This window comes from Colwellia sp. MB02u-10 (assembly GCF_014077185.1).
Lineage (GTDB): Bacteria > Pseudomonadota > Gammaproteobacteria > Enterobacterales > Alteromonadaceae > Cognaticolwellia.
In genome coordinates this window covers 1-22,476 of sequence record NZ_JACGVK010000131.1, presented here as the reverse complement: position 1 = coordinate 22,476, position 22,476 = coordinate 1, and the positions used below count along the sequence as shown (strand labels likewise).

Below are 22,476 nucleotides of genomic sequence, written 5' to 3'. Positions count from 1 at the left end.
GAAAATAAAATATAACATCATACTAAGCAAAGCCTAGTGACTACGACAACGGATATTTATTTTAATGAGTGATTATAAGCAAACCCTAAATTTGCCCGCAACTTCTTTTGCTATGAAAGGCAATATGGCAAATCGTGAACCGAATATGCTAAAAGAATGGGCAGAGAAAGATTTATACGGTCAAATTCGTGCGGCTAAAAAAGGCAAAAAATCATTTATTTTGCATGACGGCCCCCCGTATGCCAATGGTGATATTCATCTAGGTCACTCTGTTAATAAAATTTTGAAAGACATTATTGTTAAATCAAAAACCTTATCAGACTTCAATGCGCCATACGTGCCGGGTTGGGATTGTCATGGTTTACCGATCGAGCTAATGGTAGAGAAAAAAATTGGCAAACCAGGCCATAAGGTTTCTGCTAGTGTGTTTCGTGAAAAGTGTCGTGAATATGCCGGCAAGCAAATTAATGCCCAACGTGAAGACTTCAAACGTTTAGGCGTTTTTGCTGATTGGGATAAGCCTTATCGTACGATGGATTTTGATACCGAAGCTAATATTATTCGCTCATTGGGTAAAATTGCAGAAAATGGTCATTTACACCAAGGCTTTAAACCTGTGCACTGGTGCACAGATTGTGGCTCATCTTTAGCGGAAGCTGAAGTGGAATATCAAGATAAGCAATCACCCGCTATTGATGTGAAATTTACGCTTGTTGATCAAAGCATTGCTGATAAGTTTATTCAGCCAGAAGGTCATCCAGAAGAGCATGTAGGTGAAGGCTCAGTTTCAGTGGTGATCTGGACCACTACACCTTGGACATTACCCGCTAACCGTGCGGTTGCTGTCAATGCTGAGGTAGAATATAGCTTGGTACAGTGTGAAACAGCGCAAGGAAAAGAACGCTTCATCTTAGCCTCTGATTTAGTGGCTTCGTGTATGGAGCGTTTTGGTATTGATAAATACCAGATATTAGGTTTTTGTCAGGGCAGCGATTTAGACCTGGTTGAGCTTAAACACCCATTTTATGATTTCACCGTGCCATTTATTTTAGGTGAACACGTGACGACCGATTCAGGTACGGGTTGTGTACATACAGCGCCAGGCCATGGTGTAGAAGATTTTGTTGTTGGTAAGTTATATAATTTAGAAGTGGCAAATCCTGTCGGCGCTAACGGTGTTTATTTAGAAGATACACCACTTTTTGCAGGTCAGCATGTTTTTAAAGCCAATGCTAATGTCGTTGAAACCCTAAGAGAACATGGCACATTAGTGCATTATCATGCGATAGATCATTCTTACCCGCATTGTTGGCGTCATAAAACACCATTGATTTTCCGTGCTACACCACAGTGGTTTATTAGCATGGACAAGAAAGGTTTACGTCAAGACTCATTAAAAGAAATTGAAAAAACACGCTGGATTCCTGATTGGGGCCAACGTCGTATTGAATCTATGGTTGAAGGTCGTCCTGATTGGTGTATATCACGTCAACGCACGTGGGGCGTGCCAATGGCATTATTTATTCATCAAGATACGGGTGCTTTGCATCCTCGCACGATTGAATTAATTGAAAGCGTAGCAAAACTTGTTGAAGAGAAAGGCATTCAAGCATGGTTTGACTTAGAGCCATCAGCGCTTATTGGTGATGATGCTCAAGTATACGTTAAAGTACCTGACACTCTAGATGTTTGGTTTGACTCTGGTACAACCCATTACTCTGTTATTGATGCCCGTGAGGAATTTGACGGCATTGCTGACTTGTACTTAGAAGGTTCGGATCAACATCGTGGTTGGTTTATGTCTTCAATGATTTCTTCAGTCGCTATGAACGGTAAAGCACCTTATAAGCAAGTGCTTACTCATGGCTTCGTCGTTGATGCTAAAGGTCATAAAATGTCTAAATCTTTAGGCAATGTTATCACGCCAAAAGAAATCACCAATACACTAGGTGCAGACATTTTACGCTTATGGACAGCGTCGGTAAATTACACCCAAGAGATCACCGCAGGCGATGAAATATTTAAACGCCAAGCTGATGCTTATCGCCGTATTCGAAATACCTCGCGCTTTTTATTATCAAACTTAAATGGCTTTGACCCCAAAACAGATTTAATTGCTTTTGATGATATGGTGGCACTTGATCGTTGGGCGGTAGATAAAGCTGCGCAGTTACAAGCAGATATTATTGCGGCTTATGATGAATATGAATTTCATTTGGTCGTGCACAAGTTAATGAACTTCTGCACAACAGAACTGGGTGGCTTTTACTTAGATATTATTAAAGACCGCCAATACACTGCAAAAGATGACAGTGTAGCTCGTCGTTCATGTCAAACAGCGATGTATTTAATCGCTGAAGCGATGACACGCTGGATGGCACCCATTTTATCTTTTACGGCACAAGAAATCTGGCAAGCATTGCCAACACCATCAGGTGAGACTCGTGAAGAGTTCGTTTTTACTGGTGTTTGGTTTGATGGTTTACCAAAAGCTTCAACAGCCAGTGTGTTAAATAATGATTACTGGAACGAGCTTTTATTAGTGCGCGCAGAAGTCAATAAAGCGCTAGAAAATGCCCGCAAAGAAAAGCAAGTGGGTAAAGCGCTTGAAGCCGCGGTCACATTATATGCCACCAGTGAGCTGGCAGAAAAATTACAGCAATTAGGGGAAGAACTGCGTTTTGTATTAATTACCTCTAAAGCCGTGGTTGAAATTGTTGAGAGTGCGCCAGCAAATACTTTAGCCACTGAAGTTGAGGGTTTATGGTTAACTGTTGCTCCAGCACAAGGTGTTAAGTGTGATCGCTGTTGGCATGTCACAGAAGATATTGGTCAAGATGAAAAGCACCCAGAGCTTTGTGGACGTTGTATTACTAACGTAGAAGGTGACGGTGAAGTTCGTCAATTCGCTTAAGTAGAAAATAGGCGAATGATATTGAAACTAAAACGTGTAGTACTTGTTTAAAGTCTGCACGTTTTCTCGTTATTAATAGAGTGAAGTATCGCGCTTCAAACGTGAGCAATATAAGAGAGTTTATTGTGCTATGAAAAAGTTATTTACTGAAACAGGCTTACGTTGGTTATGGTTAACCTTGGTTTTTTTAGTGGCCGATCAAGTGACAAAACAATTAATCGTCAGCAATATGGACTTGTATCAATCAATCGATATTTTGCCTTTTTTCAACTTAACTTATGTCCATAACCTTGGCGCGGCATTTAGCTTCCTTGCCGACCAAGGTGGTTGGCAACGTTGGTTTTTCACTGCGATTGCTGCCATTGCCAGTATTGTTTTTATTGTTTGGTTAGCAAAAACGCCTAAGCAACAAGCACTATTATCAGCGGCATTTGCGTTAATGTTAAGTGGTGCAGTGGGCAATCTTATTGATCGCGTGCTATTTGGTTATGTTATCGACTTTCTCGACTTTTATGGCTTTGGCTATCATTTTCCTGCCTTTAATATTGCCGATTCAATGATCTTTATTGGTGCTGCACTGATGATTTTTGATTCATTTAAAAATGGTGAGTCGAGCAAGAACACACAAAACATTAAGACTTAAAGAGATATTTATATGAAAAATTTAGTAACAGCTTCTTCAAAAATTATTGCACACATTACTATGAAGCTATCTGACGGCTCTGCAGCAGATAGTACTAAGGTTAATAAAAAGCCAGCAAAAATTATTATGGGCGATACCAGTATTTCACCAGCGTTTGAGGCGCAACTTACGGGCATGTCAGCCGGTGAGAGTAAAGAGTTTACCTTAGCGGCTATTGACGCATTTGGTGAGCCTTTACCTGAGAATATTCATTACATGGATATCTGTAGGTTTAATGAAGACGCACCAGCAAAAGTAGGTAATATTATTACTTTTAGTCAACCCGGCGGCGAGTTACCTGGCATGATAAAAGATGTCTCTGGCAGTTCAGTCACTATCGATTTCAATCACCCGCTAGCTGGACAAGACGTTACTTTTGTTATCGACGTTGTTGAAGTTACCTAAGTTACCTAAGTTGATCAGTTAATCAGTTCAGTCAGTTAAGCAATAATGAGAATGTTATGGAAATTATTTTAGCTAACCCTCGAGGTTTTTGTGCCGGTGTTGACCGGGCGATCAGTATCGTTGATAGAGCACTTGATTTATTTGAAGCACCTATTTATGTGCGTCATGAAGTGGTGCATAACAAGTTTGTGGTTAATGGCTTAAAAGAACGTGGTGCGGTATTTGTTGATGAGCTAAACGAAGTGCCGGACGACAGTACGGTAATATTTAGCGCTCATGGTGTATCAAAAGCCGTACGCAACGAAGCGAAAAATCGTGGGCTAACAGTTTTTGATGCCACCTGTCCTTTGGTAACTAAAGTTCACATGGAAGTATCACGCACGAGTCGAAAAAATGTTGAATGTATTCTGATTGGACACGCGGGTCACCCAGAAGTTGAAGGCACTATGGGGCAATATGAAAGCACTCAAGGGGGTATTTATTTAGTTGAATCTACTGAAGATGTAGCAACACTTGAAATAAAAAACCCAGAGAAACTCTATTATTGCAGCCAAACAACATTATCAGTTGATGATACCAGTGATGTCATCGATGCCCTAAGGAATAAGTTTCCTTTGATTCAAGGGCCGCGTAAAGATGACATTTGTTATGCGACACAAAATCGCCAAGACGCGGTGCGCTCTATTGCAGAACACGTACAACTAATGCTGGTGGTTGGCGCTAACAATAGCTCTAATTCTAATCGTCTGCGGGAGTTAGCAGAAAAAATAGGCACCACATCCTATTTGATTGATACAGCAGAAGACATTGATGTTTCATGGTTAGACGGTATTGAAAAAGTGGGGGTTACGGCAGGAGCTTCAGCACCTGCAATTTTGGTTAAGCAAGTTATAGAAGCGCTTAAATCTCTGGGTGGTAAAGAGGTTATTGAATACCCCGGCAGAGCGGAGAATACTGTATTTGCGGTACCGATAGAATTACGCTAATCTTAGGCGTATTATTCACGGTGGTAATGTGTAGATAGTTTTAAATTAATTTTTTAGCTGGTTTTTTAGTTAAATTTTTAATTTAAATGATTATTTATGATGCTAAATTCGCATTTACGAGTAGTGTAATATTTAAAAGTAAGGAAAAATACTCGTAATAATAATTTAAGGTATGGGTTAATGCAGTTCACCAATGTGATTTTTAACACATATGATGGTCTAATTAGTAGTGATTCCCCAGATATCTATCTACCTGCATATTTCTTCGTATAAAATTATCTATTTCAATTGGTTAAAGTTTTCAACTTTTTCAGTTATAGTAATAACATCTGTTGTTTGCTTATTCTTATTTAAAGGGAGATTAAATATTGAGTAACTCATTTTTCTATTCCTCATATCAAAAGCCTTCTTTGAATAAAGGCCTGACATTTATTGAAGTGTTAGTCGCCGTTTTTATTCTAGTGACGGGTATTTTAGGCGCGGTAGCCATGCAAGCTTCGGCTAAAAAAGGTAGCTTCGATGCGATGCAACGCTCTGTTGCATCTGCGTTAGCGCAAGACATAGTCGAGCGCATGCGCAGTAATAATGCCAGTACATTAGCTGGATACGCTGCTAACGATTATGGCGAAACACTTAATTCACTACCGGCCAATCGTTGTTATAAGCTTGATAGCCTCTGTACACCAGCAGAAATGGTTATTAATGATCAATATGAATGGGAAATGTCCCTAATGGGTGCTGATGTTGTTAATGACGGTAATAATCAAGCGGGCTTAAGCAGTGTTAGGGGATGTATAAGTCAGGCATTGAATGCAGTAACTGTAGTTGTTAGCTGGGAAGGGCGCACCGAAATAGCTGACGCGGCAAAAGACAATTGTGGTACAGCTGGCGCTAAAAGACGGCAAGTTATTGTTAAGGCCTTTATAAATTAATATGAATAGTCAACGTGGTTATACCTTAATAGAAATATTCATCTCCTTGGCCGTTGGCTTAGCACTTTTTGCCGGCATACTCAGTGTTTTTGTTGGCATGAAAACTACGACACAAGAAACAGCAACTTATGGAGAGTTACAAGAAAATGGCCGTTTTGCTTTAAGTGTTCTTAGTGATGATTTGCTCAGACAAAACTTTTGGGGTGATTACAGTGGTACGTTAGACCGATCAATGTTAACTGCATCACCAGGTGCCGCCCCAGGTAATGAATGTGTCGGCGAAGGTTTAAATAATGGTACTTTTCCAAATGCTGTTGGGCATTTTAGAACGCTTTGGGGTAAAACAGTAACAAATAGTTCCCTAATGGGCTGTATTGATGATGCAAAAATAACGTCTGATATTATCCAAATAAAACGCGCTATTTCTCAACCTCTAACAGCAAGCACGAGCAATAATTACTATATTATTTCAAACATCAATGAAGCAGAAATATTTACCGGTACCAGTATACCAACGGTCTCAAATAGCCAAGTTTGGGAGTACCAGCATCATATTTATTACATTAGGGAAGAAGCCCAAGGTAATAATACTGTGCCCAGTTTAATGCAGGGGCGCTTAACAACCAATATGGTTTTCGACCCTATCATTGATGGCATTGAAATGATCCGCTTTATGTATGGTATTGACACTGACGCTCCAGATAGTGCTGGGTATGGCATTGTTGATGCTTTTCTATCAGCAGATAATATGACCTCTACCCAATGGGATAATGGCAATAATAATAGAATTTTAGCCATACGTATTTATGTACTAGCGCGTAGCATTCTTCCTGATAACAAATATACTAATACTAATACTTATAATTTAGGTGATTTTCCGGTTACGTTTAATGACAATTATCGTCGATTATTATTTAACTCTACGGTAACTTTATACAATGCTGGAGTCGACTCATGGTAAAGCAAAAAGTAAAGCAAAAAAATTACGCTGACAATTTGATAACCAATAGACAATCATTTAATCGCCAAAAAGGTGTGGTATTGATTGTGGCTTTAGTATTTCTTGTTGCCTTAACCGCTGTTGCTGGTGCCTTGATGCAAAATTCCACGTCAGATATGAAAATGTCAGGCGCAAGCGAAGAGAAATTGGTTGCGACGCAAGAAGCAATTAGTGCAAGTGATGAAGTGATTTTTCGACAAGTTAATGCGGGCACTGGCAATAACAAATTTGCCTCCCCGATAGTACTATTTAAGGCGGAGAGTTTTCGCGATGTTAGTGCTACGTTAACGGTGACAAATACAGATACTGATACAGCGGCGACTATTAATATTGCCAACAACGAACTTGAGCTCGAATCTGATTGCCCCCACTCCAGATCAGCTTCATCAGCGCAAGTATTCACTTGTAATGTGTTACGTGTGCAAGTGGTCCGAAAATATGGACGAACAAATACCAATATAGTTGAAGTAAACAGCGGAGTTGCACAACAACTTTTGCGATAATTAATTGGTATTTCAGCTTAATACTGGAGTAAGAATCATGAAGAGAATTTTGGCCGTAAGCCTATTGCTTTTAGTATCCAATATATCATACAGCGAAGATATTGAACTGTATGTCAGTGATGCTGTTAAACAAGCAGCTAAAAAAGCAAAAGTCCTAATAATATTTGATAATTCAGGCAGTATGGGAACATTGCATGATGTCAAAACTCCCTACTTACCCGATGATGCAGAAACCCCTCCCTATTACGAACCTGATGGCTCTTCAAATGCCTACAATGATGATGCTACTTATTTTAATAAAGGCGGGGCGGATGGTGCTTCATCAATTCCAGATAGTCCCAGTGATGGGCGTCGATTTTTAGCTGCCATCAATAGTTGTGAAAGCTCTAAAGCCGTGCTTACTAAGTATGGTTTTTATACCGGTCATATTCGAGAATACAATATGAAAGGGAATTCCGGCACGTGGGATGAAATTCGAGATAATAATGGTTTAAATATTGAAGTGCTTGATTGTGAGGAAGATGTTGCTGAGGTAGGTCCGGATGGTGAATTTGTTAAGCCACTAACCGGTAGTGTTAAAAATGTAGATGCGCTACCAACGGGCTACCCTGCAGACGAGCTGGGCACTAAACAAAATCCGATTTATCATACCAATGATCCGGCAAAATTAAATGTTTCATGGACTGGTCCTTTGGTGACATTATATACAGCCAATTATTTACGTTGGTACCATAGCACCACAGTCGATACCGTGTCTGAAACATTACTTGAGTCGGCTAAACGTAGTATTACCAATGTTATTGAAACCTCCGATGGCATTGAGTTTGGGCTTGAAATATTTAATTATGATGATGGTGATAGTGCCAGCGATCCTAATGGTGGCCGAGTGGTAGCTGGCATTCGGGAAATGACGGCTAGTAATCAAACAAGCCTATTAGATATTATTGATAACCAAATATCGGCGCAAACATGGACCCCATTATGTGAGTCTGTCTACGAAGCCTCGCAGTACTTTGCTGGCAATGGGGTTGAGTTTGGTGATGACGATGAAAGTCAGCCGCCAAGTTATAAGGCCAATGAACCACCGGCAGATAGCTTAGTTATCAATGGCGACAATAAATATATCGCACCTTTTAATGAATGTAGTGATCAAGCATATATCATTTTAATCACAGATGGTGCTCCTACCTATGATTCTGCTGCTAATAGTAAAATATTGTTAATGAAAACTAAGGTGCAAAAAAAGGATGAAAATGGCGCTTTGATTTTAGATGTAAATGGCGATCCTATATTGGTAGAAAAATCGTTTAGTACCAGTGATAGCGAATTTGACAGCACAATTTACAATGACGATAAGGTCGCTAATAGCTATTTACCTGCATTGGCTGGTTGGCTTAATCATTATGATGTAAACCTTAATTTAGATGGCGAGCAGCACGTATCTACCCATACCATTGGATTTAGTGATGGTGCTAAAGATGCAGCAGGCTTATTAGAACAAACCGCATTACGTGGTGGTGGGGATTATTTTGTTGCCGCAGACGAGTTACAGTTAACTCAAGCTTTACAGGCAACATTAAGAAATTTAACGCCTTCTAACGACAGTCTAACTTCGGTTTCTGTGGCGGCCAATAACTTTGACCGTACGGAAACATTAAATTCAGTTTATTACGCCATGTTCGAACCGAAAAACGGGCCTCGTTGGCAAGGAAATTTGAAAAAATATAAAGTTGTTGATGGTGTTCAAATCGGAGTGAACAGTGTTGCTGCACTTGATGCAACATCTGGACACTTTTCAACCTTAGTAAAAAGTTATTGGTCGAATGAAGTCGATGGTAATTTGGTGGCACAAGGGGGTGTAGCTGATTGGTATCTAGATAAAAATCCTGAAACACAAAGAAGCATTTATACGGATACCGCCGGAAATAATACCCTTTTGGCAGATTTTAGTCGCGATAACTTTGAAAGTTTTTACGGTGATGCGAGCAAATTGGCAACTGCATTAGGCGTCGCTGGCTTTAAGGATGCTGATGGAAATTCTATCGAAAGTACTGCAATAAATGAAATGCTACATTGGGGGATGGGCATGGATGTTGATGATGAAGATAATGACAAAAGTATTACCGATATTCGCTCAGATGTTTTTGCCGATCCTCTACATTCAAAGCCCTTAGTGGTGAATTATGGCGATAGCATACGCATCGTTATAGGGACTAATGCAGGTGTCTTGCATATGTTTGAAGATAGCGGTGCAACGGTAAAAGAAAATTGGGCATTTATGCCGCATGAATTCCTTTCTAATATTCAAGTGTTAAGAAACAATTTTTCATCAGTTGATAAAGTGTATGGAATTGATGGTGAAATCACCTCACATATAATGGACCTTAATGGTGATGGCATCATAAATGGTAGTGACAAGGTCTGGATATTTTTTGGTTTACGCCGTGGTGGGGCATCATACTACGCAATGGATATCTCTGACCCGAGTAAACCCAAGTTAATGTGGCATATTGATCCCAGTAAAGACGGCTTTAGTGAACTAGGGCAAACATGGTCTAAGCCCAAAATAGGCTATTCGAAATTAAATGTTACTGGTACTGGGGTTAATGCTGTTGCCGCGCCAGTATTATTTTTCGGTGGTGGCTACGATACCAATAAAGACAATGATAATGTTGGTACTGCAGATAATGAAGGGCGTGCAATTTATATGGTTGATGCCGCCACGGGGGCACTAAAGTGGAGTATGGCTCCAACTGGCGGAACAACTACATATGCTGGTACTGATAGTATAGTTTCTGCCATTGCTACGCTAGATAGCGATGGTGATGGCCTAACCGATAGATTATATACGGGGGATACTGGGGGTAATGTTTGGCGCGTAGATATGCCTGGTGCTTCACCAAAAAGCGCTGAGTCTCCTTGGACTGTATTTAAATTAGCCTCTTTAGCGGGTGATATTAATAGCACAGATCTTCGATTTTTCAACGAGGCTGCGGTTGTTCGCACATTTATTAATGAAACCATTGAAACAATAGTCACTGATAAAGATGGGCAAACAACCAAGATAGCGAGCCATCAAGAGAAACCCTACGATGCTATTTTGTTAGGCAGTGGGGATAGGTCCAACCCAGTAGGTATAGATACTAATGATACTTTTTTTATGCTTAAAGATGAGCATATAAAAACACAGTCATTTTATAGTGCAGCAGTGCCGGAGTTCCCAACCACGATTTTAAAAGCAGGTCTCGCTAATTATACGGATAATCCGTTTGCAGAAACTTTAACGACTCAAGCACGGGAAACGCTTGAAATTGCAGTCAGTAACAAATCCGGCTGGTATATAGATTTGGAGCTAGACGGAGAAAAGAGTACAGCCGCCGCTATCGTTATTAACGGAGTGGTATACTTTACCACCTACTCACCACCATCTAGCAATGAACTTATAAATTGTAAACCTCCATCGGGTAGTGGTTGGTTGTATGCCGTTGATTTGGCTCTAGGTACGCAAATTTACAATTGGCAAAGCGAAGACTCAGACAATCGTGATGATAGAATAGCCTTGATCAGCGAACAGTTCTTGGGGGCACCAACATTAATTGTATTACCAGATGATGATGGTGACTCTGAAACGGTTGATGATACGGTCGGGAATATTATTGTCGGGCGAAAAATAATTCCGGTTGGCTTTTCATTACAAACCATGCGAACTTATCTTTATATTAGGGAGGAATAATAGTGAATAATGCAAAACACAGAAAGGGCTTTACATTAATCGAGTTGTTAATCGCAGTTGCTATCGTTTCGATTCTAGCGGCTATAGCGATTCCGTCATATACTGACTTTGTTGCGCGCTCAAACCGCACAGAAGCTCAGCGAGAATTATTAAGAATAGCAAATATGCAAGAGCAATTTTATGTTGATACAAGAGCGTATACAGCTGATATGAAAGCGTTAGGACTAGATGATGACCCCTTTGTTACTGAAAATGCTTACTATAGTATTGATGCAACACTTGCAAACGGAAGTTTTGTGTTAACGGCAACAGCACTTGAACCGCAAAAATCAAATGACAGCAACTGTCAGGTGTTATCTGTTAGCAACACCGGACAAAAATTACCGGCCGATGTCTGTTGGGAGCAATAAAATGAAAAATATAATATTTGTGGTTACTTTACTACTATTGACTAATGCAAGTTTCAATGTGGCTGCAGCTAATATAGTGGTAAAAAAGTACAAGGTTGACGTTAAATGCCATATCGAATTGGTTGGTGGTAAGCAGTTGATTTACTTTGCTAGCGTGAAAGAAAGTCAGGTCAATAAACTTGTTGATACCCTAGCTAATCGCAAAGTCCCAACGCCTTTTTCTAAAGAGAGGCAGCAAGTGTATCAGGCATTTGAGTGTGTGTTGTTAAAGGCTAAGTTTAACTCTGTCAAAGCGAATCAGCTATTTGACGCGCAACCTCGTTAATAGTCTGTTCGCCTAAATAATCTTGCTCAGTGAAAAGTGAAAGTGAAAGTGATTTTATTTTATAACTGTGCCCAATAATTGTTGGGCATATATTAACTACAAGAAACTTCGGTACCATTTCTATTTTCATCTTTACCGTCATTGTCTGTATCCGCAGTTGTGTATACCCGACCTGACAGAGATATTTCTACGCCACGCGATAAATTACTATTACCTTTAGGGCAATAACTGAAGTTGCTATTACCCCCAGCAACTAACCGGCCCGTTGGCGCAAAAATAATAAGACCTTGACTGAATGTTAACGTGTCACCGCTAGCAATTTTTCCTTTAACTTTAACCAACTCTTCATTTACGCTGTCATAAGTCTTATTGTTGACTAAGGTACTTTCATTATTGATAAAGACACTTAATTCATTTTGCCAGTTGTCGCTGCAAGTGGTACCGTTTAACGGGCAAAGGGTGACATTTTTACCACTATTGATAGCACTGTTTCTTGCTGTTAATACCAAGCGATGCATTTCACTTATTTCATTATCAACTCTTAATTTTACTATAAACTGACCTAAACTGGGTCCAGCAATGGCTGTTAATATTCCAATAATAGCAATGCCAATAAGTAACTCAACAATAGTAAAGCCTTTGATTAATTTTTTATTTTGAGATTTTTTAATAGATAACTTAGACACAAGGACCACTTTAGTGAAGATTAATGTTTTACTTATAACATTGTTGCTTAAGCTCAGCTAGGAAAGTTTGTTTAAATCATCGGTGCTAATGACAGCCTTGATATCAGGGATATTCACTTTTTCTTCACCCACTTGTTAAAGCGAGTGCTTTACTGTTCTGTTATTTTAGCTAATCGCTATGTCGTAAATTCTGTTTGTTGTTAACTTGATAAGGCATACACAAGGATTAAATACAACTGAGCGGGTGTTAAAATAATGCATACTAAACCCATCATAATATAATAATAAACATTAAAAAAAGCTTACAAAAAAAAGTGAATTAAAAACATTTTATTTTAACCCCTGTGCGCCTGACATTCTTGCCGTTAGTTTTATTGGCTGCGCTAACATAGGCTCTACCTGAATTTCTTACAACAATACCTCGGTTTTTATCATTATGGTATTCAGGGCAATAACTAAAAGTAGCGTTCTGTCCCCAGCCTAATAAATGCCCTGTTGGAGCATAGGTTAAGCCGATACGTGTTTTGCCATATTGTAGTTTATCTCCAGCTTTTATTGCGCCTTTTTGAGCGATAAGTTGTTCATCCAGTGCTGGTTCATATACTTTATTATTGTTAATGTCAGTAAATACACTCAGCTCTTGGTGCCATAAGTTTTTACATTTTCCTTGGCTATTTAACGGGCATAAAGTCACGCTAGTGTTATTACTTAAGGCGCTATTTCGAGTTATTAAAATGAGACGATGCAGGGTAGATATTTCATTGTCTACGCGGGTGTAAACAATGAAATTATTTAGGCTAGGAACACCAATGGAAAACAAACTGAGCATTATAGCTAGCCCAACCATAGTTTCGATAATCGTAAATCCATTATACTTTGACACTACAACCATTCCTTAGTTGAATAAACTTTTCAGTGCTAGGTATAGTCAAAAATATTGTAATTTACCAAACTAAATTAATTAACCTTCATATATTGTTGGAATTTCTGAGCGCTTATGTTGCGTTTTCATATAGATAGAAATTATTTTTTTTTCGATTAATTTATCTGTGTTCTTACCTTCTAAAAAATCATCTAATTGGTCGTAACTCATGCCTAATGCATCTTCATCTTTTTTACTAGGTGTTAATTCTTCTAAATCAGCAGTTGGGACTTTCTCGATTAACTGAGCCGGAGCACCTAAACTGCTGGCAAGTTGCCTAACTTGTCGTTTAGATAAGCCAAATAAAGGTGCTAAATCGCAAGCCCCGTCACCCCATTTTGTAAAAAAACCGGTAATATTTTCTGCTGAGTGATCTGTGCCTAGTACCAAAGCGCCTAATATGCCAGCAATATGATATTGCATGACCATGCGAGTGCGGGCTTTGACATTACCTTTGGAAAAATCTACTTGTGCAGCATTGGCGGTTAAAAGATCAGCTGCTTGTAATGCACGTATGGTTTCAGTATGTATACCCTCTGTGCCTGCAAAGATATTAGTGGTTAGACTATGACTAGGCTTTATAAACTCAAGTGCAAGTTGAGCGTCATCTTCATCTGCTTGTATATCAAAGGGAAGTCTAATAGCAATAAACTTATATGCCGGTTGATTTTCAGCGTTTTCGTTATTCAAAGCGTCAACAGCGAGTTGAGCTAAACGCCCGCAAGTAGAGGAATCAACGCCACCACTTATACCTAAAACAAGAGATTTAAGCCCCGATTGTATTAATTTCTTTTTGATAAAATTAACTCGACGTTCAATTTCAAACGCAGCATCAATTTCAGGTAATACTTTCATTTCATTGATTATTGCCTGGGCGCTCATGATATTTCCTTCTAGAGTATGTGGCATGTTACTTTTAAGCTGACTTATTGCAGCAGGTACATCTAGTGTAACAAAGTCTATCTTCAATTAGAATTTTTGCACTATAGGTATAAGTTAATTCTGTGTACAATTACTTGATATTCAGTTGCGATGTAGATAATAATAATTATCAGTAAAATGCTGACGCGTAAATCAACCTATAGGCTGTAAAATGAAAAAGATAGAAGCAATAATTAAACCATTTAAAATGGATGATGTACGTGAAGCGCTAGGCGAAATTGGTGTGACGGGAATGACAGTATCAGAAGTTAAAGGCTTTGGACGTCAAAAAGGGCATACAGAGCTTTATCGTGGCGCAGAATATATGGTGGATTTTTTGCCAAAAGTAAAATTGGAAATAGTCGTGAAGAAAGAAAATGTTGAACGCTGTGTAAACACCATTTTAGAAACAGCACAAACAGGAAAAATTGGTGACGGTAAAATTTTTATAACAGATGTTGAAAGGGTGATACGAATTCGTACGGGAGAAGAAGACGAAGAAGCTATCTAGCGTAACCTGTTAAAAAAATACCAGCACTAAGCTGGTATTTTATGTTCAGGTTTTTCTCTCAAATACCCTGTCTTTCGAGGGATTAGTATATTCCTATACGCTCGATGAACGGTATGTCGTGCTCATATCGATGTGAAAGAACGACGATATTCATAAAAACCAAAGTGTTACTTAGCAACTCGTGGGTTGTTAGGATAATTTGCCGCTAAAACTTGTTTGGCATTAATTTGTAAATCATTCAAGCCTAATTTCCCATAACAGGCAATCATAATTTCTAATGCTTCTTCCGTTTCTGGGCTAGGAGAAAAATATTCAACAATATATTTTCCTCGGTTAGCAGAAGAAACATAGGCTTCACGTTTTAAGTAATAGCGCGCAACCGATAACTCATATTTTGCTAGGCGTGATTTAATGGCAATCATACGTTGGCGAGAGTCTGCAGCATATTTACTGTTAGGATACTTCTCTAATACTATTTTTAAATCATTGAATGCAGCGTGCGCCGCCGTAGGATCACGGTCTGAACGGTCTATTCCTGCTAAACTTTGGAATAAATTTTCTTGGGTAGCAACATTGATTAAGGCACGCATATAATAGACATAGTCTAAGTTTGAATGCGCAGGGTTTAATCGTAAAAATCTATCGGTAAGTGCTAATCCCTGTGCTGCATCACCGCTTTTGTAATAAGCATAAATTAAATCTAATTGTACTTGATGAGAGATTGGCCCATAAGGATATCGAGAATCTATCGCAGATAAAATTTGGATCGCCTTTTGATATAAGCCATTATCAAGCGATGATCTAGCATCAGAGAATAATGCTTGAGCTGACTTATCTGGCACCTTCTGAATATCTCTTTCACTTGTTCCTGAACAGCCTGTTAATGCTAACACTAGCGCAAGGCACATTATTTTTATTGTCACTTTTTCCATAGACTTCAATATCACTACTTTGTTTTAGTTAAAATAAATATCTTCCTCACTATAATTATAATTACTTAATGTAATTGCTTTAGCAAAGAGGTAAAATAAACAATAGCATTCTAACCTAGCAATCCTGCCTTGCACAGTGCTAATTAATAGAGAGTTTGATGGCTGAGATAATTCAACACCGGGATACGGTTCCCGAATCATGCTTAGGTAAACGTTTCGACCAGACTTTGGCGGTAATGTTCCCTGATTATTCACGTTCACGGTTAAAAGAATGGATTTTAGCCGGTCATATTACGGTTGACGGCCTAGTTGTCGATAGACCACGAGAAAAAATGTTTGGTGGTGAAGAAGTAGCCATTGATACGAAAGTTGAGAGCGAAGTACGCTTTCAAGCACAAGATCTACCTTTAAACATAGTCTACGAAGACGATGATATTTTGGTCATCAACAAGCCTGCCGGCTTTGTAGTACATCCTGGCGCAGGTAACCCCGATGGCACGGTTTTAAATGCCTTACTACATCACTGCCCGCAGTTAGATGTTGTGCCTCGTGCTGGTATTGTTCATCGTTTAGATAAAGATACTACGGGATTAATGGTGGTGGCAAAAACGATTGCTGCTCAAACTAACCTAGTTGAATCACTACAAGCGCGTGAAATTACCCGTGAATATGAGGCTATTGCCAGTGGTATTATGACCGCAGGTGGTTTGGTTGATCAGCCTATTGGTCGTCACGCGACAAAACGTACTCATATGGCGGTTACTTTTTCAGGTCGCCCTTCGGTAACGCATTATCGTGTGATGGAAAAGTTTAGGTTACATACCCGTTTACGTTTACGTTTAGAAACGGGTCGAACCCATCAGATTCGTGTTCATATGGCTCATATTACTCATGCACTGGCGGGTGATCCCGTTTATGGCGGCCGTCCGCGTCCTCCAAAAAATGCCTCTGAAGAGTTACGCGAAATGTTACAACAATTTAAGCGCCAAGCCTTACACGCGGCAATGTTATCTTTATATCATCCAATAACAGGTGTGCAAATGACATGGCATGCTGATGTACCTGAAGATATGGTAGCGTTAGCTGATATGTTGCGTAAAGATACCAAAATTCATCTTATCGATAGTGATTACTAACTCATCTAGTAACTTACAATGCATTAAATGGCCAACAGAACGTGTGTTGGCCTTTGCTACTACTCGCTTAATCCCCAGCAAAGATCAATTATCTAAACATTCAGCGCATTTATTATCAAATAGTACTAACACAGAAAAATTTCAAGCAGAGTTTGATGCTTTTAATCTAGGCGATCATGTGGGTGATTGTCCTCGTACTGTGGCCGGTAATAGAAGCTCGTTACTTGATTACCTGCCAGCCATGACAAAAATTCAATGGTTAGAGCAGGTTCACGGTAATAATGTCGTTGTTGTTGAAAAACATCAAAATACGCCTATTGTCGCTGATGCGGCAATAACACATAGTCAGCACATCGCTTTAGCCATAATGACCGCCGATTGTTTACCTATTTTGTTATCAAACAAAGATGGTAGCGAAATTGCTGCCATTCATGCAGGTTGGCGACCACTAGCAGCAAATATAATCGAACGAACCATTAGAAAAATGCATAGTGCTGCCGATGAGATTTTTGTATGGATGGGCGCTTGTATTGGTCCTCAAGCTTTTGAAGTTGGGCAAGAGGTGAAGCAGGCGTTCTGTCAAATGTCAGTAAAATTCGAACCTGCTTTTGAAGCTGTGGCACTTTTAAATGATGGCAGAGCAGAGGTAAAGTTTCTGGCCAATTTGCAGTTAATCGCCGAGTTACAACTCTTGGCATTAGGGGTTGCCAACATCACTAAAGTTGCAGACTGTACTTATAAGCATAGCGGTAAGTACTATTCTTATCGCAGAGACGGAAAAACTGGGCGTATGGCTAGCGTTATATGTATAGATACACTCTAGTAAAAATTATCCCTTATAATAATATTATTATTTAAAAGTGTTCTTTTGACTTAGGTTAAAGGTTTAACGATAATTTTCTTGAAAACCCTCCTTAGTGTCCTTATATCATAGGTAACTAAACTGTAAGCCAAGTAACATGGTATTAGGAGAACATGAATGCGTTTAGAAAAATTTACCCAGACTTTTCAAGTAGCAATATCTGATGCACAATCCATCGCATTAGGTAAAGATCATCAATTTATTGAGCCAATACATTTAATGCTTGCGCTATTAAATCAAAGCACCAGCAGTATTATTCCCTTATTAAAAAGTGCCGGTATCAATGTGCGAACGTTAAGAGCGCAAGTTGAAGGGGCTCTCGAAGAATTAGCACATGTGTCTGGCACAGGCGGTGAAGTGCAGTTATCGTCTGCAATGGGTAATATTTTAAATCTTTGTGATAAATTTGCCCAAAAGCATGGCGACAAATTTATCTCCTCAGAAATATTTATGCTAGCTGCGTTACAAGATAAAGGTACGTTAGGTCAAATCCTTAAAGGTTTAGGGGCGAGTGAACAACGTATACAAGACGCGATAGTTCATATTCGTGGTGGTAAAAATGTTGATGATGCTAACGCCGAAGAAGTGCGTCAAGCATTGGATAAATACACCATTGATTTAACCGAACTAGCAGAGCAAGGAAAGTTAGATCCAGTTATTGGTCGCGATGATGAAATCAGGCGTACCATTCAGGTATTACAGCGCCGCACTAAAAATAACCCGGTATTAATTGGTCAGCCAGGCGTTGGTAAAACTGCGATTGTTGAAGGCCTAGCTCAACGCATTGTCGATCATGAAGTACCAGAAGGTATTCGAAATAAACGCGTATTGTCACTTGATATGGGCGCACTCGTTGCCGGCGCTAAATATCGTGGAGAATTTGAAGAACGTCTTAAAGCGGTACTCAGTGAATTAAGCCAGTTAGAAGGGCAAGTCATCTTATTTATTGATGAACTACACACTATGGTTGGCGCTGGTAAAGGTGACGGTGCTATGGACGCCGGTAATATGTTAAAGCCAGCGTTAGCACGCGGTGATCTGCATTGTGTTGGCGCTACTACATTAGATGAATATCGCCAATATATTGAAAAAGATGCCGCACTGGAACGACGTTTTCAGAAAATTATAGTAGATGAACCCAGTGTTGAAGATACCATTGCTATATTACGTGGTCTTAAAGAGCGCTACGAACTCCATCATAATGTTGAAATAACAGATCCCGCTATTGTTGCCGCAGCAACCTTATCTCATCGCTATGTTAGCGACCGTCAATTACCCGATAAAGCTATCGATCTTATTGATGAAGCGGCTTCTAGTATTCGTATGCAAATGGATTCTAAGCCAGAGAATTTAGACCGATTAGAAAGGCGTTTAATCCAGTTGAAATTGGAACAACGGGCTTTATCAAAAGATTCTGATCCGGCCTCTAAAAAACGCTTGGACCTAATTTCTGATGAAATCGCCACTTGCCAAGTCAGTTATGACGAATTAGATGAAGTATGGAAAACCGAAAAAGCCGCACTACATGGCACACAAGCGATTAAAACTGATTTAGAGCACGCTCGTATTGAACTTGAAGCGGCTCGTCGCGTTGGCGATCTTAATACCATGGCCGAGTTACAATATAGTCGCATCCCTGATATTGAAAAACAGCTCGATCTTGCTAGCCAAGCAGAAATGCAAGAAATGACCTTGCTACGAAACAAAGTGACTGACGTAGAAATAGCTGACGTGTTAAGCCGAGCTACCGGTATTCCGGTAGCAAAAATGCTCGAAGGTGAATGTGATAAATTATTGCAAATGGAGGATAACCTGCACAAACGTGTTATTGGGCAATCAGAAGCAGTAGTTTCAGTATCAAATGCTATTCGTCGTTCAAGGGCAGGTTTGGCAGACCCAGATCAACCCATAGGATCATTCCTATTTCTTGGGCCTACCGGTGTAGGTAAAACAGAATTAACTAAAGCTTTAGCCCACTTTCTTTTTGATAGTGAAGATTCATTGGTGCGAGTTGATATGTCAGAGTTTATGGAGAAACACTCTGTTGCGCGTTTAGTGGGGGCGCCTCCAGGTTATGTCGGTTATGAGGAAGGTGGTTATTTAACTGAAGCGGTGAGACGTAAACCCTATTCTGTTATTTTACTTGATGAAATTGAAAAAGCGCATCCTGACGTTTTTAATATTTTACTCCAAGTATTAGATGACGGACGCTTAACCGACGGGCAAGGGCGTACGGTCGACTTTAAAAATACTGTTATTATTATGACCTCAAACATTGGCTCAGAGATTATTCAGGAATATGTTGATGACAGCCAATATCCGCAAATGAAAGCTCGGGTGATAGCAGAACTTGGCAATCACTTCAAGCCAGAGTTTATTAATCGGGTCGATGAAACCGTAGTGTTTCATCCTTTACTTGCTGAGCAAATTAAAAGTATCGCGAGTATTCAAATATCGTCGCTAACTAAGCGATTAGAAGAACGTGATATAACCATGACATTATCAGAAGAAGCATTATCTTTTGTTGCGGCGGTAGGCTTTGATCCGATTTTCGGTGCTAGACCTTTAAAACGCTCTATTCAACAAGAAATTGAAAACCCTTTAGCACATAAATTATTGGCTAACGAGTTTTCCGCTGGTGATCATATATTTGTTGAGCTGGTTGATAATAATTTGCATTTCATCGTTAAAGCTTAATAGCGTTATCGTAAACTAATATACCTTAGATGCAGGCTGACAATGTGTACTGATTTAATCAGTACAGTAAACCTCAGCCTGTTTTCTATTCATCGTTAACTGTTGCTGTTTTTCTAATGTAGTTAATATCTCTACACTACCTTGCCCACCTTTAAATTGAACGTTATCAAAGTTGGCTAATGTTGTTATATTTTCGCGAGCAGTTAAACACCTCTCATCATTAAGCTCATTGTTAACATTACTTTCCTCACTACTATCACCCAAAGTATTATTTTGTAATTCTAAAGACTCATCACTACTTGCTTCATCAATAATGACTGAATATTTTTTATTATTCGACATACTAATTTCGATATAGTCATCACGGTCTGGCTGATGTTGGCTAAAATGAACGACATTGTGTTCGTCGAACCAACGATAAACTGTCATTTTTTCAGCTGCAAAGACATCAAAAGACACTAATGTGACTAAACAGAATGACAAGGTTTTAATGTGCATAATGATACCTATCCATAAGTTAATACTTAATTACCCTATTATTAGCATAATAAGCTAAAACAATAGTCACTAGCGACTATTCTGTAATCACTATAATCTTTATAACAACACCAAGACCAGTTTACAAATGTTGGCTAGTTTTATTAATCATTCATGGGTACTACAGCTAACGTTAATAATTAAACTTATGCTAGATTAGAGGCCTCTATTCATATTAACCTATTTCGGTTTTACTTATGCCAGACAAACATAATGACAATTCGCTACAAACTCGTGGTATTTATCTTTTACCCAATTTATTAACCACTGCAGGACTTTTTTCTGGGTTTTATGCCGTCGTATCATCAATGAATGGGCATTTTATTAGTGCTGCGATTGCTATCTTTATTGCGATGATTTTCGATGGTTTAGATGGTCGAGTTGCACGAATGACTAATACTCAAAGTGAGTTTGGCGCAGAATATGACAGTATGGCTGATATGTTGTCATTTGGCATAGCACCAGGAATAGTGGCATATAATTGGGCGCTTTCAAGTTTTGGCAAGTTTGGTTGGTTAGCCGCCTTTGTTTATGTTGCTTGTGCAGCATTGCGTCTTTCACGCTTTAATACCCAGGTTGGCATTGCCGACAAACGTTATTTTCAAGGCTTAGCTAGCCCAGCCGCCGCAGGCGTTGTTGCTAGCCTTATTTGGGTGGGGAGCGAATATAAAATTAACGGTCAAGACTATGGTTATCTTGTCGGAATTATTACCATCATACTTGGCTTGTTAATGGTGAGTAACTTTAGATACAACAGCTTTAAAGAAGTTGACTGGAAAGGTAAGGTAAATTTTGTTGTTGTATTATTAATAGTGCTCGCCTTTGTGGTTATTGCATCAAGTCCTGAAAATATCCTGCTTATTATATTTGGTTTGTATGCTTGTTCAGGGCCATTTACCACTATCCGTTCAGTCAAGAAATTGAAATTAGAGCATGTAGTGGGTGACGATCAAGATGCAGATTTTCACCGTTATAGTGAAGATAAAGCGATGGATGCCGAAAAAGTAGCGGAAGAGGAGACTAAATCAAAAAAAGAGCCGGAAAAATAAAGCTAATTACCCTATATAAACCATGCTTACACATTTATTACTCAGTCGCTTTATTACTTCTAAGTATAATCTAAGTCTAAAAAGCGTAACATATAAGATTAAAGCAGCATTATTGAGCGCTTATTTTATCTTATTAGAACGAAAAAACAACGACCTGCTCAATTAAAAAGCAAGCAAACATTTAATCGCAATTTAATTGATATTAAGTGTTGACGTGAAGCCAGAAATCTCTAGAATGCGCTCCAGTTCCAAGGGGTAACCCAAACGAACGGTTTTAATGAGTTATCTAATCTAGTCTAAGCTGATTAAGTTAACTTAACGTTTTAAAAGTGA

At 39.2% G+C, this 22,476-nt stretch carries 20 protein-coding genes; 15 read left to right on the top strand and 5 right to left on the bottom strand.

From position 1 onward, the window contains the following. The first annotated feature begins 64 nt into the window (after positions 1 to 64). The 10 genes from ileS (at position 65) to H4J59_RS13215 (ending at position 11,890) form a co-directional block, all read left to right on the top strand. Entirely contained in the window at positions 65 to 2,914 is a 2,850-nt protein-coding gene (gene ileS, locus H4J59_RS13260) for an isoleucine--tRNA ligase (RefSeq protein ID WP_182240116.1), read from the top strand. A 130-nt stretch (positions 2,915 to 3,044) separates the two neighbouring features. Then, positions 3,045 to 3,557 (top strand): signal peptidase II, encoded by a 513-nt coding sequence (lspA, locus tag H4J59_RS13255; RefSeq protein WP_182240114.1) that lies wholly within the window; start codon positions 3,045 to 3,047, stop codon positions 3,555 to 3,557. Positions 3,558 to 3,569: 12 nt separating this feature from the next. After that, positions 3,570 to 4,001, top strand: a complete 432-nt coding sequence (fkpB, locus tag H4J59_RS13250; RefSeq protein WP_182240112.1) for an FKBP-type peptidyl-prolyl cis-trans isomerase — start codon at positions 3,570 to 3,572, stop codon at positions 3,999 to 4,001. Positions 4,002 to 4,057: 56 nt separating this feature from the next. After that, positions 4,058 to 4,987: a 4-hydroxy-3-methylbut-2-enyl diphosphate reductase gene (gene ispH / locus H4J59_RS13245; protein WP_182240110.1), complete on the top strand. Its 930-nt coding sequence runs from the start codon at positions 4,058 to 4,060 to the stop codon at positions 4,985 to 4,987. Positions 4,988 to 5,355: 368 nt separating this feature from the next. After that, a complete protein-coding gene (gene pilV / locus H4J59_RS13240) occupies positions 5,356 to 5,919 on the top strand; it encodes a type IV pilus modification protein PilV (protein ID WP_182240108.1) in 564 nt (187 codons plus the stop codon). 1 nt (position 5,920) lies between these two features. Continuing rightward, positions 5,921 to 6,880 (top strand): PilW family protein, encoded by a 960-nt coding sequence (locus tag H4J59_RS13235; protein WP_182240106.1) that lies wholly within the window; start codon positions 5,921 to 5,923, stop codon positions 6,878 to 6,880. Beyond that, positions 6,874 to 7,422, top strand: a complete 549-nt coding sequence (locus tag H4J59_RS13230; protein WP_182240104.1) for a PilX N-terminal domain-containing pilus assembly protein — start codon at positions 6,874 to 6,876, stop codon at positions 7,420 to 7,422. Before H4J59_RS13235 ends, H4J59_RS13230 begins: the two co-directional genes overlap by 7 nt. Positions 7,423 to 7,459: 37 nt before the next feature. Continuing rightward, on the top strand, positions 7,460 to 11,155 hold the full coding sequence (locus H4J59_RS13225; RefSeq protein ID WP_182240102.1) for a pilus assembly protein: 3,696 nt from the start codon (positions 7,460 to 7,462) through the stop codon (positions 11,153 to 11,155). Between the two features lie 2 nt (positions 11,156 to 11,157). Next, the gene (locus tag H4J59_RS13220; protein WP_310733193.1) at positions 11,158 to 11,565 is read left to right on the top strand and encodes a type IV pilin protein; all 408 of its coding nucleotides are present in this window, start codon (positions 11,158 to 11,160) and stop codon (positions 11,563 to 11,565) included. 1 nt (position 11,566) lies between these two features. Continuing rightward, entirely contained in the window at positions 11,567 to 11,890 is a 324-nt protein-coding gene (locus tag H4J59_RS13215) for a TapY2 family type IVa secretion system protein (RefSeq protein ID WP_182240100.1), read from the top strand. A 92-nt stretch (positions 11,891 to 11,982) separates the two neighbouring features. Here H4J59_RS13215 and H4J59_RS13210 read toward each other — a convergent pair whose 3' ends face one another. The 3 genes from H4J59_RS13210 to nadE all read right to left on the bottom strand — a co-directional run bounded on the left by H4J59_RS13210 (position 11,983) and on the right by nadE (position 14,380). Beyond that, entirely contained in the window at positions 11,983 to 12,576 is a 594-nt protein-coding gene (locus H4J59_RS13210; protein WP_182240099.1) for a GspH/FimT family protein, read from the bottom strand. A 319-nt stretch (positions 12,577 to 12,895) separates the two neighbouring features. Then, on the bottom strand, positions 12,896 to 13,459 hold the full coding sequence (locus H4J59_RS13205) for a GspH/FimT family pseudopilin (protein WP_182240097.1): 564 nt from the start codon (positions 13,457 to 13,459) through the stop codon (positions 12,896 to 12,898). A gap of 78 nt (positions 13,460 to 13,537) precedes the next feature. Continuing rightward, complete coding sequence (gene nadE, locus H4J59_RS13200) at positions 13,538 to 14,380, bottom strand: ammonia-dependent NAD(+) synthetase (protein ID WP_182240095.1); 843 nt, start codon at positions 14,378 to 14,380, stop codon at positions 13,538 to 13,540. Positions 14,381 to 14,591: 211 nt separating this feature from the next. On the opposite strand from nadE, the gene glnB reads away from it, so the two are divergent. Continuing rightward, entirely contained in the window at positions 14,592 to 14,930 is a 339-nt protein-coding gene (gene glnB / locus H4J59_RS13195) for a nitrogen regulatory protein P-II (protein ID WP_077287161.1), read from the top strand. 167 nt (positions 14,931 to 15,097) lie between these two features. Here glnB and H4J59_RS13190 read toward each other — a convergent pair whose 3' ends face one another. Further along, a complete protein-coding gene (locus H4J59_RS13190) occupies positions 15,098 to 15,862 on the bottom strand; it encodes an outer membrane protein assembly factor BamD (RefSeq protein WP_182240093.1) in 765 nt (254 codons plus the stop codon). Between the two features lie 158 nt (positions 15,863 to 16,020). Between H4J59_RS13190 and rluD the strand changes: the two genes are divergently transcribed. The 3 genes from rluD to clpB all read left to right on the top strand — a co-directional run bounded on the left by rluD (position 16,021) and on the right by clpB (position 20,557). Then, the gene (gene rluD, locus H4J59_RS13185) at positions 16,021 to 16,998 is read left to right on the top strand and encodes a 23S rRNA pseudouridine(1911/1915/1917) synthase RluD (protein ID WP_182240091.1); all 978 of its coding nucleotides are present in this window, start codon (positions 16,021 to 16,023) and stop codon (positions 16,996 to 16,998) included. Positions 16,999 to 17,041: 43 nt separating this feature from the next. Then, a complete protein-coding gene (gene pgeF / locus H4J59_RS13180) occupies positions 17,042 to 17,821 on the top strand; it encodes a peptidoglycan editing factor PgeF (protein ID WP_404852024.1) in 780 nt (259 codons plus the stop codon). 156 nt (positions 17,822 to 17,977) lie between these two features. Continuing rightward, positions 17,978 to 20,557 (top strand): ATP-dependent chaperone ClpB, encoded by a 2,580-nt coding sequence (gene clpB, locus H4J59_RS13175; RefSeq protein WP_182240087.1) that lies wholly within the window; start codon positions 17,978 to 17,980, stop codon positions 20,555 to 20,557. Positions 20,558 to 20,611: 54 nt separating this feature from the next. Here clpB and H4J59_RS13170 read toward each other — a convergent pair whose 3' ends face one another. Then, on the bottom strand, positions 20,612 to 21,055 hold the full coding sequence (locus H4J59_RS13170; protein WP_182240085.1) for a DUF4124 domain-containing protein: 444 nt from the start codon (positions 21,053 to 21,055) through the stop codon (positions 20,612 to 20,614). 236 nt (positions 21,056 to 21,291) lie between these two features. Here H4J59_RS13170 and pssA point away from each other — a divergent pair, with 236 nt between their 5' ends. Continuing rightward, complete coding sequence (pssA, locus tag H4J59_RS13165; RefSeq protein ID WP_182240083.1) at positions 21,292 to 22,143, top strand: CDP-diacylglycerol--serine O-phosphatidyltransferase; 852 nt, start codon at positions 21,292 to 21,294, stop codon at positions 22,141 to 22,143. The last annotated feature ends 333 nt before the right edge of the window (positions 22,144 to 22,476 follow it).

What these genes read in the sequence shown, in the direction of transcription:
- ileS (WP_182240116.1), top strand. Translation starts at nt 65, where the DNA reads ATGAGTGATTATAAGCAAACCCTAAATTTGCCCGCAACTTCTTTTGCT.
- lspA (WP_182240114.1), top strand. Translation starts at nt 3,045, where the DNA reads ATGAAAAAGTTATTTACTGAAACAGGCTTACGTTGGTTATGGTTAACC.
- fkpB (WP_182240112.1), top strand. Translation starts at nt 3,570, where the DNA reads ATGAAAAATTTAGTAACAGCTTCTTCAAAAATTATTGCACACATTACT.
- ispH (WP_182240110.1), top strand. Translation starts at nt 4,058, where the DNA reads ATGGAAATTATTTTAGCTAACCCTCGAGGTTTTTGTGCCGGTGTTGAC.
- H4J59_RS13235 (WP_182240106.1), top strand. Translation starts at nt 5,921, where the DNA reads ATGAATAGTCAACGTGGTTATACCTTAATAGAAATATTCATCTCCTTG.
- H4J59_RS13230 (WP_182240104.1), top strand. Translation starts at nt 6,874, where the DNA reads ATGGTAAAGCAAAAAGTAAAGCAAAAAAATTACGCTGACAATTTGATA.
- H4J59_RS13225 (WP_182240102.1), top strand. Translation starts at nt 7,460, where the DNA reads ATGAAGAGAATTTTGGCCGTAAGCCTATTGCTTTTAGTATCCAATATA.
- H4J59_RS13215 (WP_182240100.1), top strand. Translation starts at nt 11,567, where the DNA reads ATGAAAAATATAATATTTGTGGTTACTTTACTACTATTGACTAATGCA.
- nadE (WP_182240095.1), bottom strand. Translation starts at nt 14,380, where the DNA reads ATGAGCGCCCAGGCAATAATCAATGAAATGAAAGTATTACCTGAAATT.
- glnB (WP_077287161.1), top strand. Translation starts at nt 14,592, where the DNA reads ATGAAAAAGATAGAAGCAATAATTAAACCATTTAAAATGGATGATGTA.
- H4J59_RS13190 (WP_182240093.1), bottom strand. Translation starts at nt 15,862, where the DNA reads ATGGAAAAAGTGACAATAAAAATAATGTGCCTTGCGCTAGTGTTAGCA.
- rluD (WP_182240091.1), top strand. Translation starts at nt 16,021, where the DNA reads ATGGCTGAGATAATTCAACACCGGGATACGGTTCCCGAATCATGCTTA.
- clpB (WP_182240087.1), top strand. Translation starts at nt 17,978, where the DNA reads ATGCGTTTAGAAAAATTTACCCAGACTTTTCAAGTAGCAATATCTGAT.
- H4J59_RS13170 (WP_182240085.1), bottom strand. Translation starts at nt 21,055, where the DNA reads ATGCACATTAAAACCTTGTCATTCTGTTTAGTCACATTAGTGTCTTTT.
- pssA (WP_182240083.1), top strand. Translation starts at nt 21,292, where the DNA reads ATGCCAGACAAACATAATGACAATTCGCTACAAACTCGTGGTATTTAT.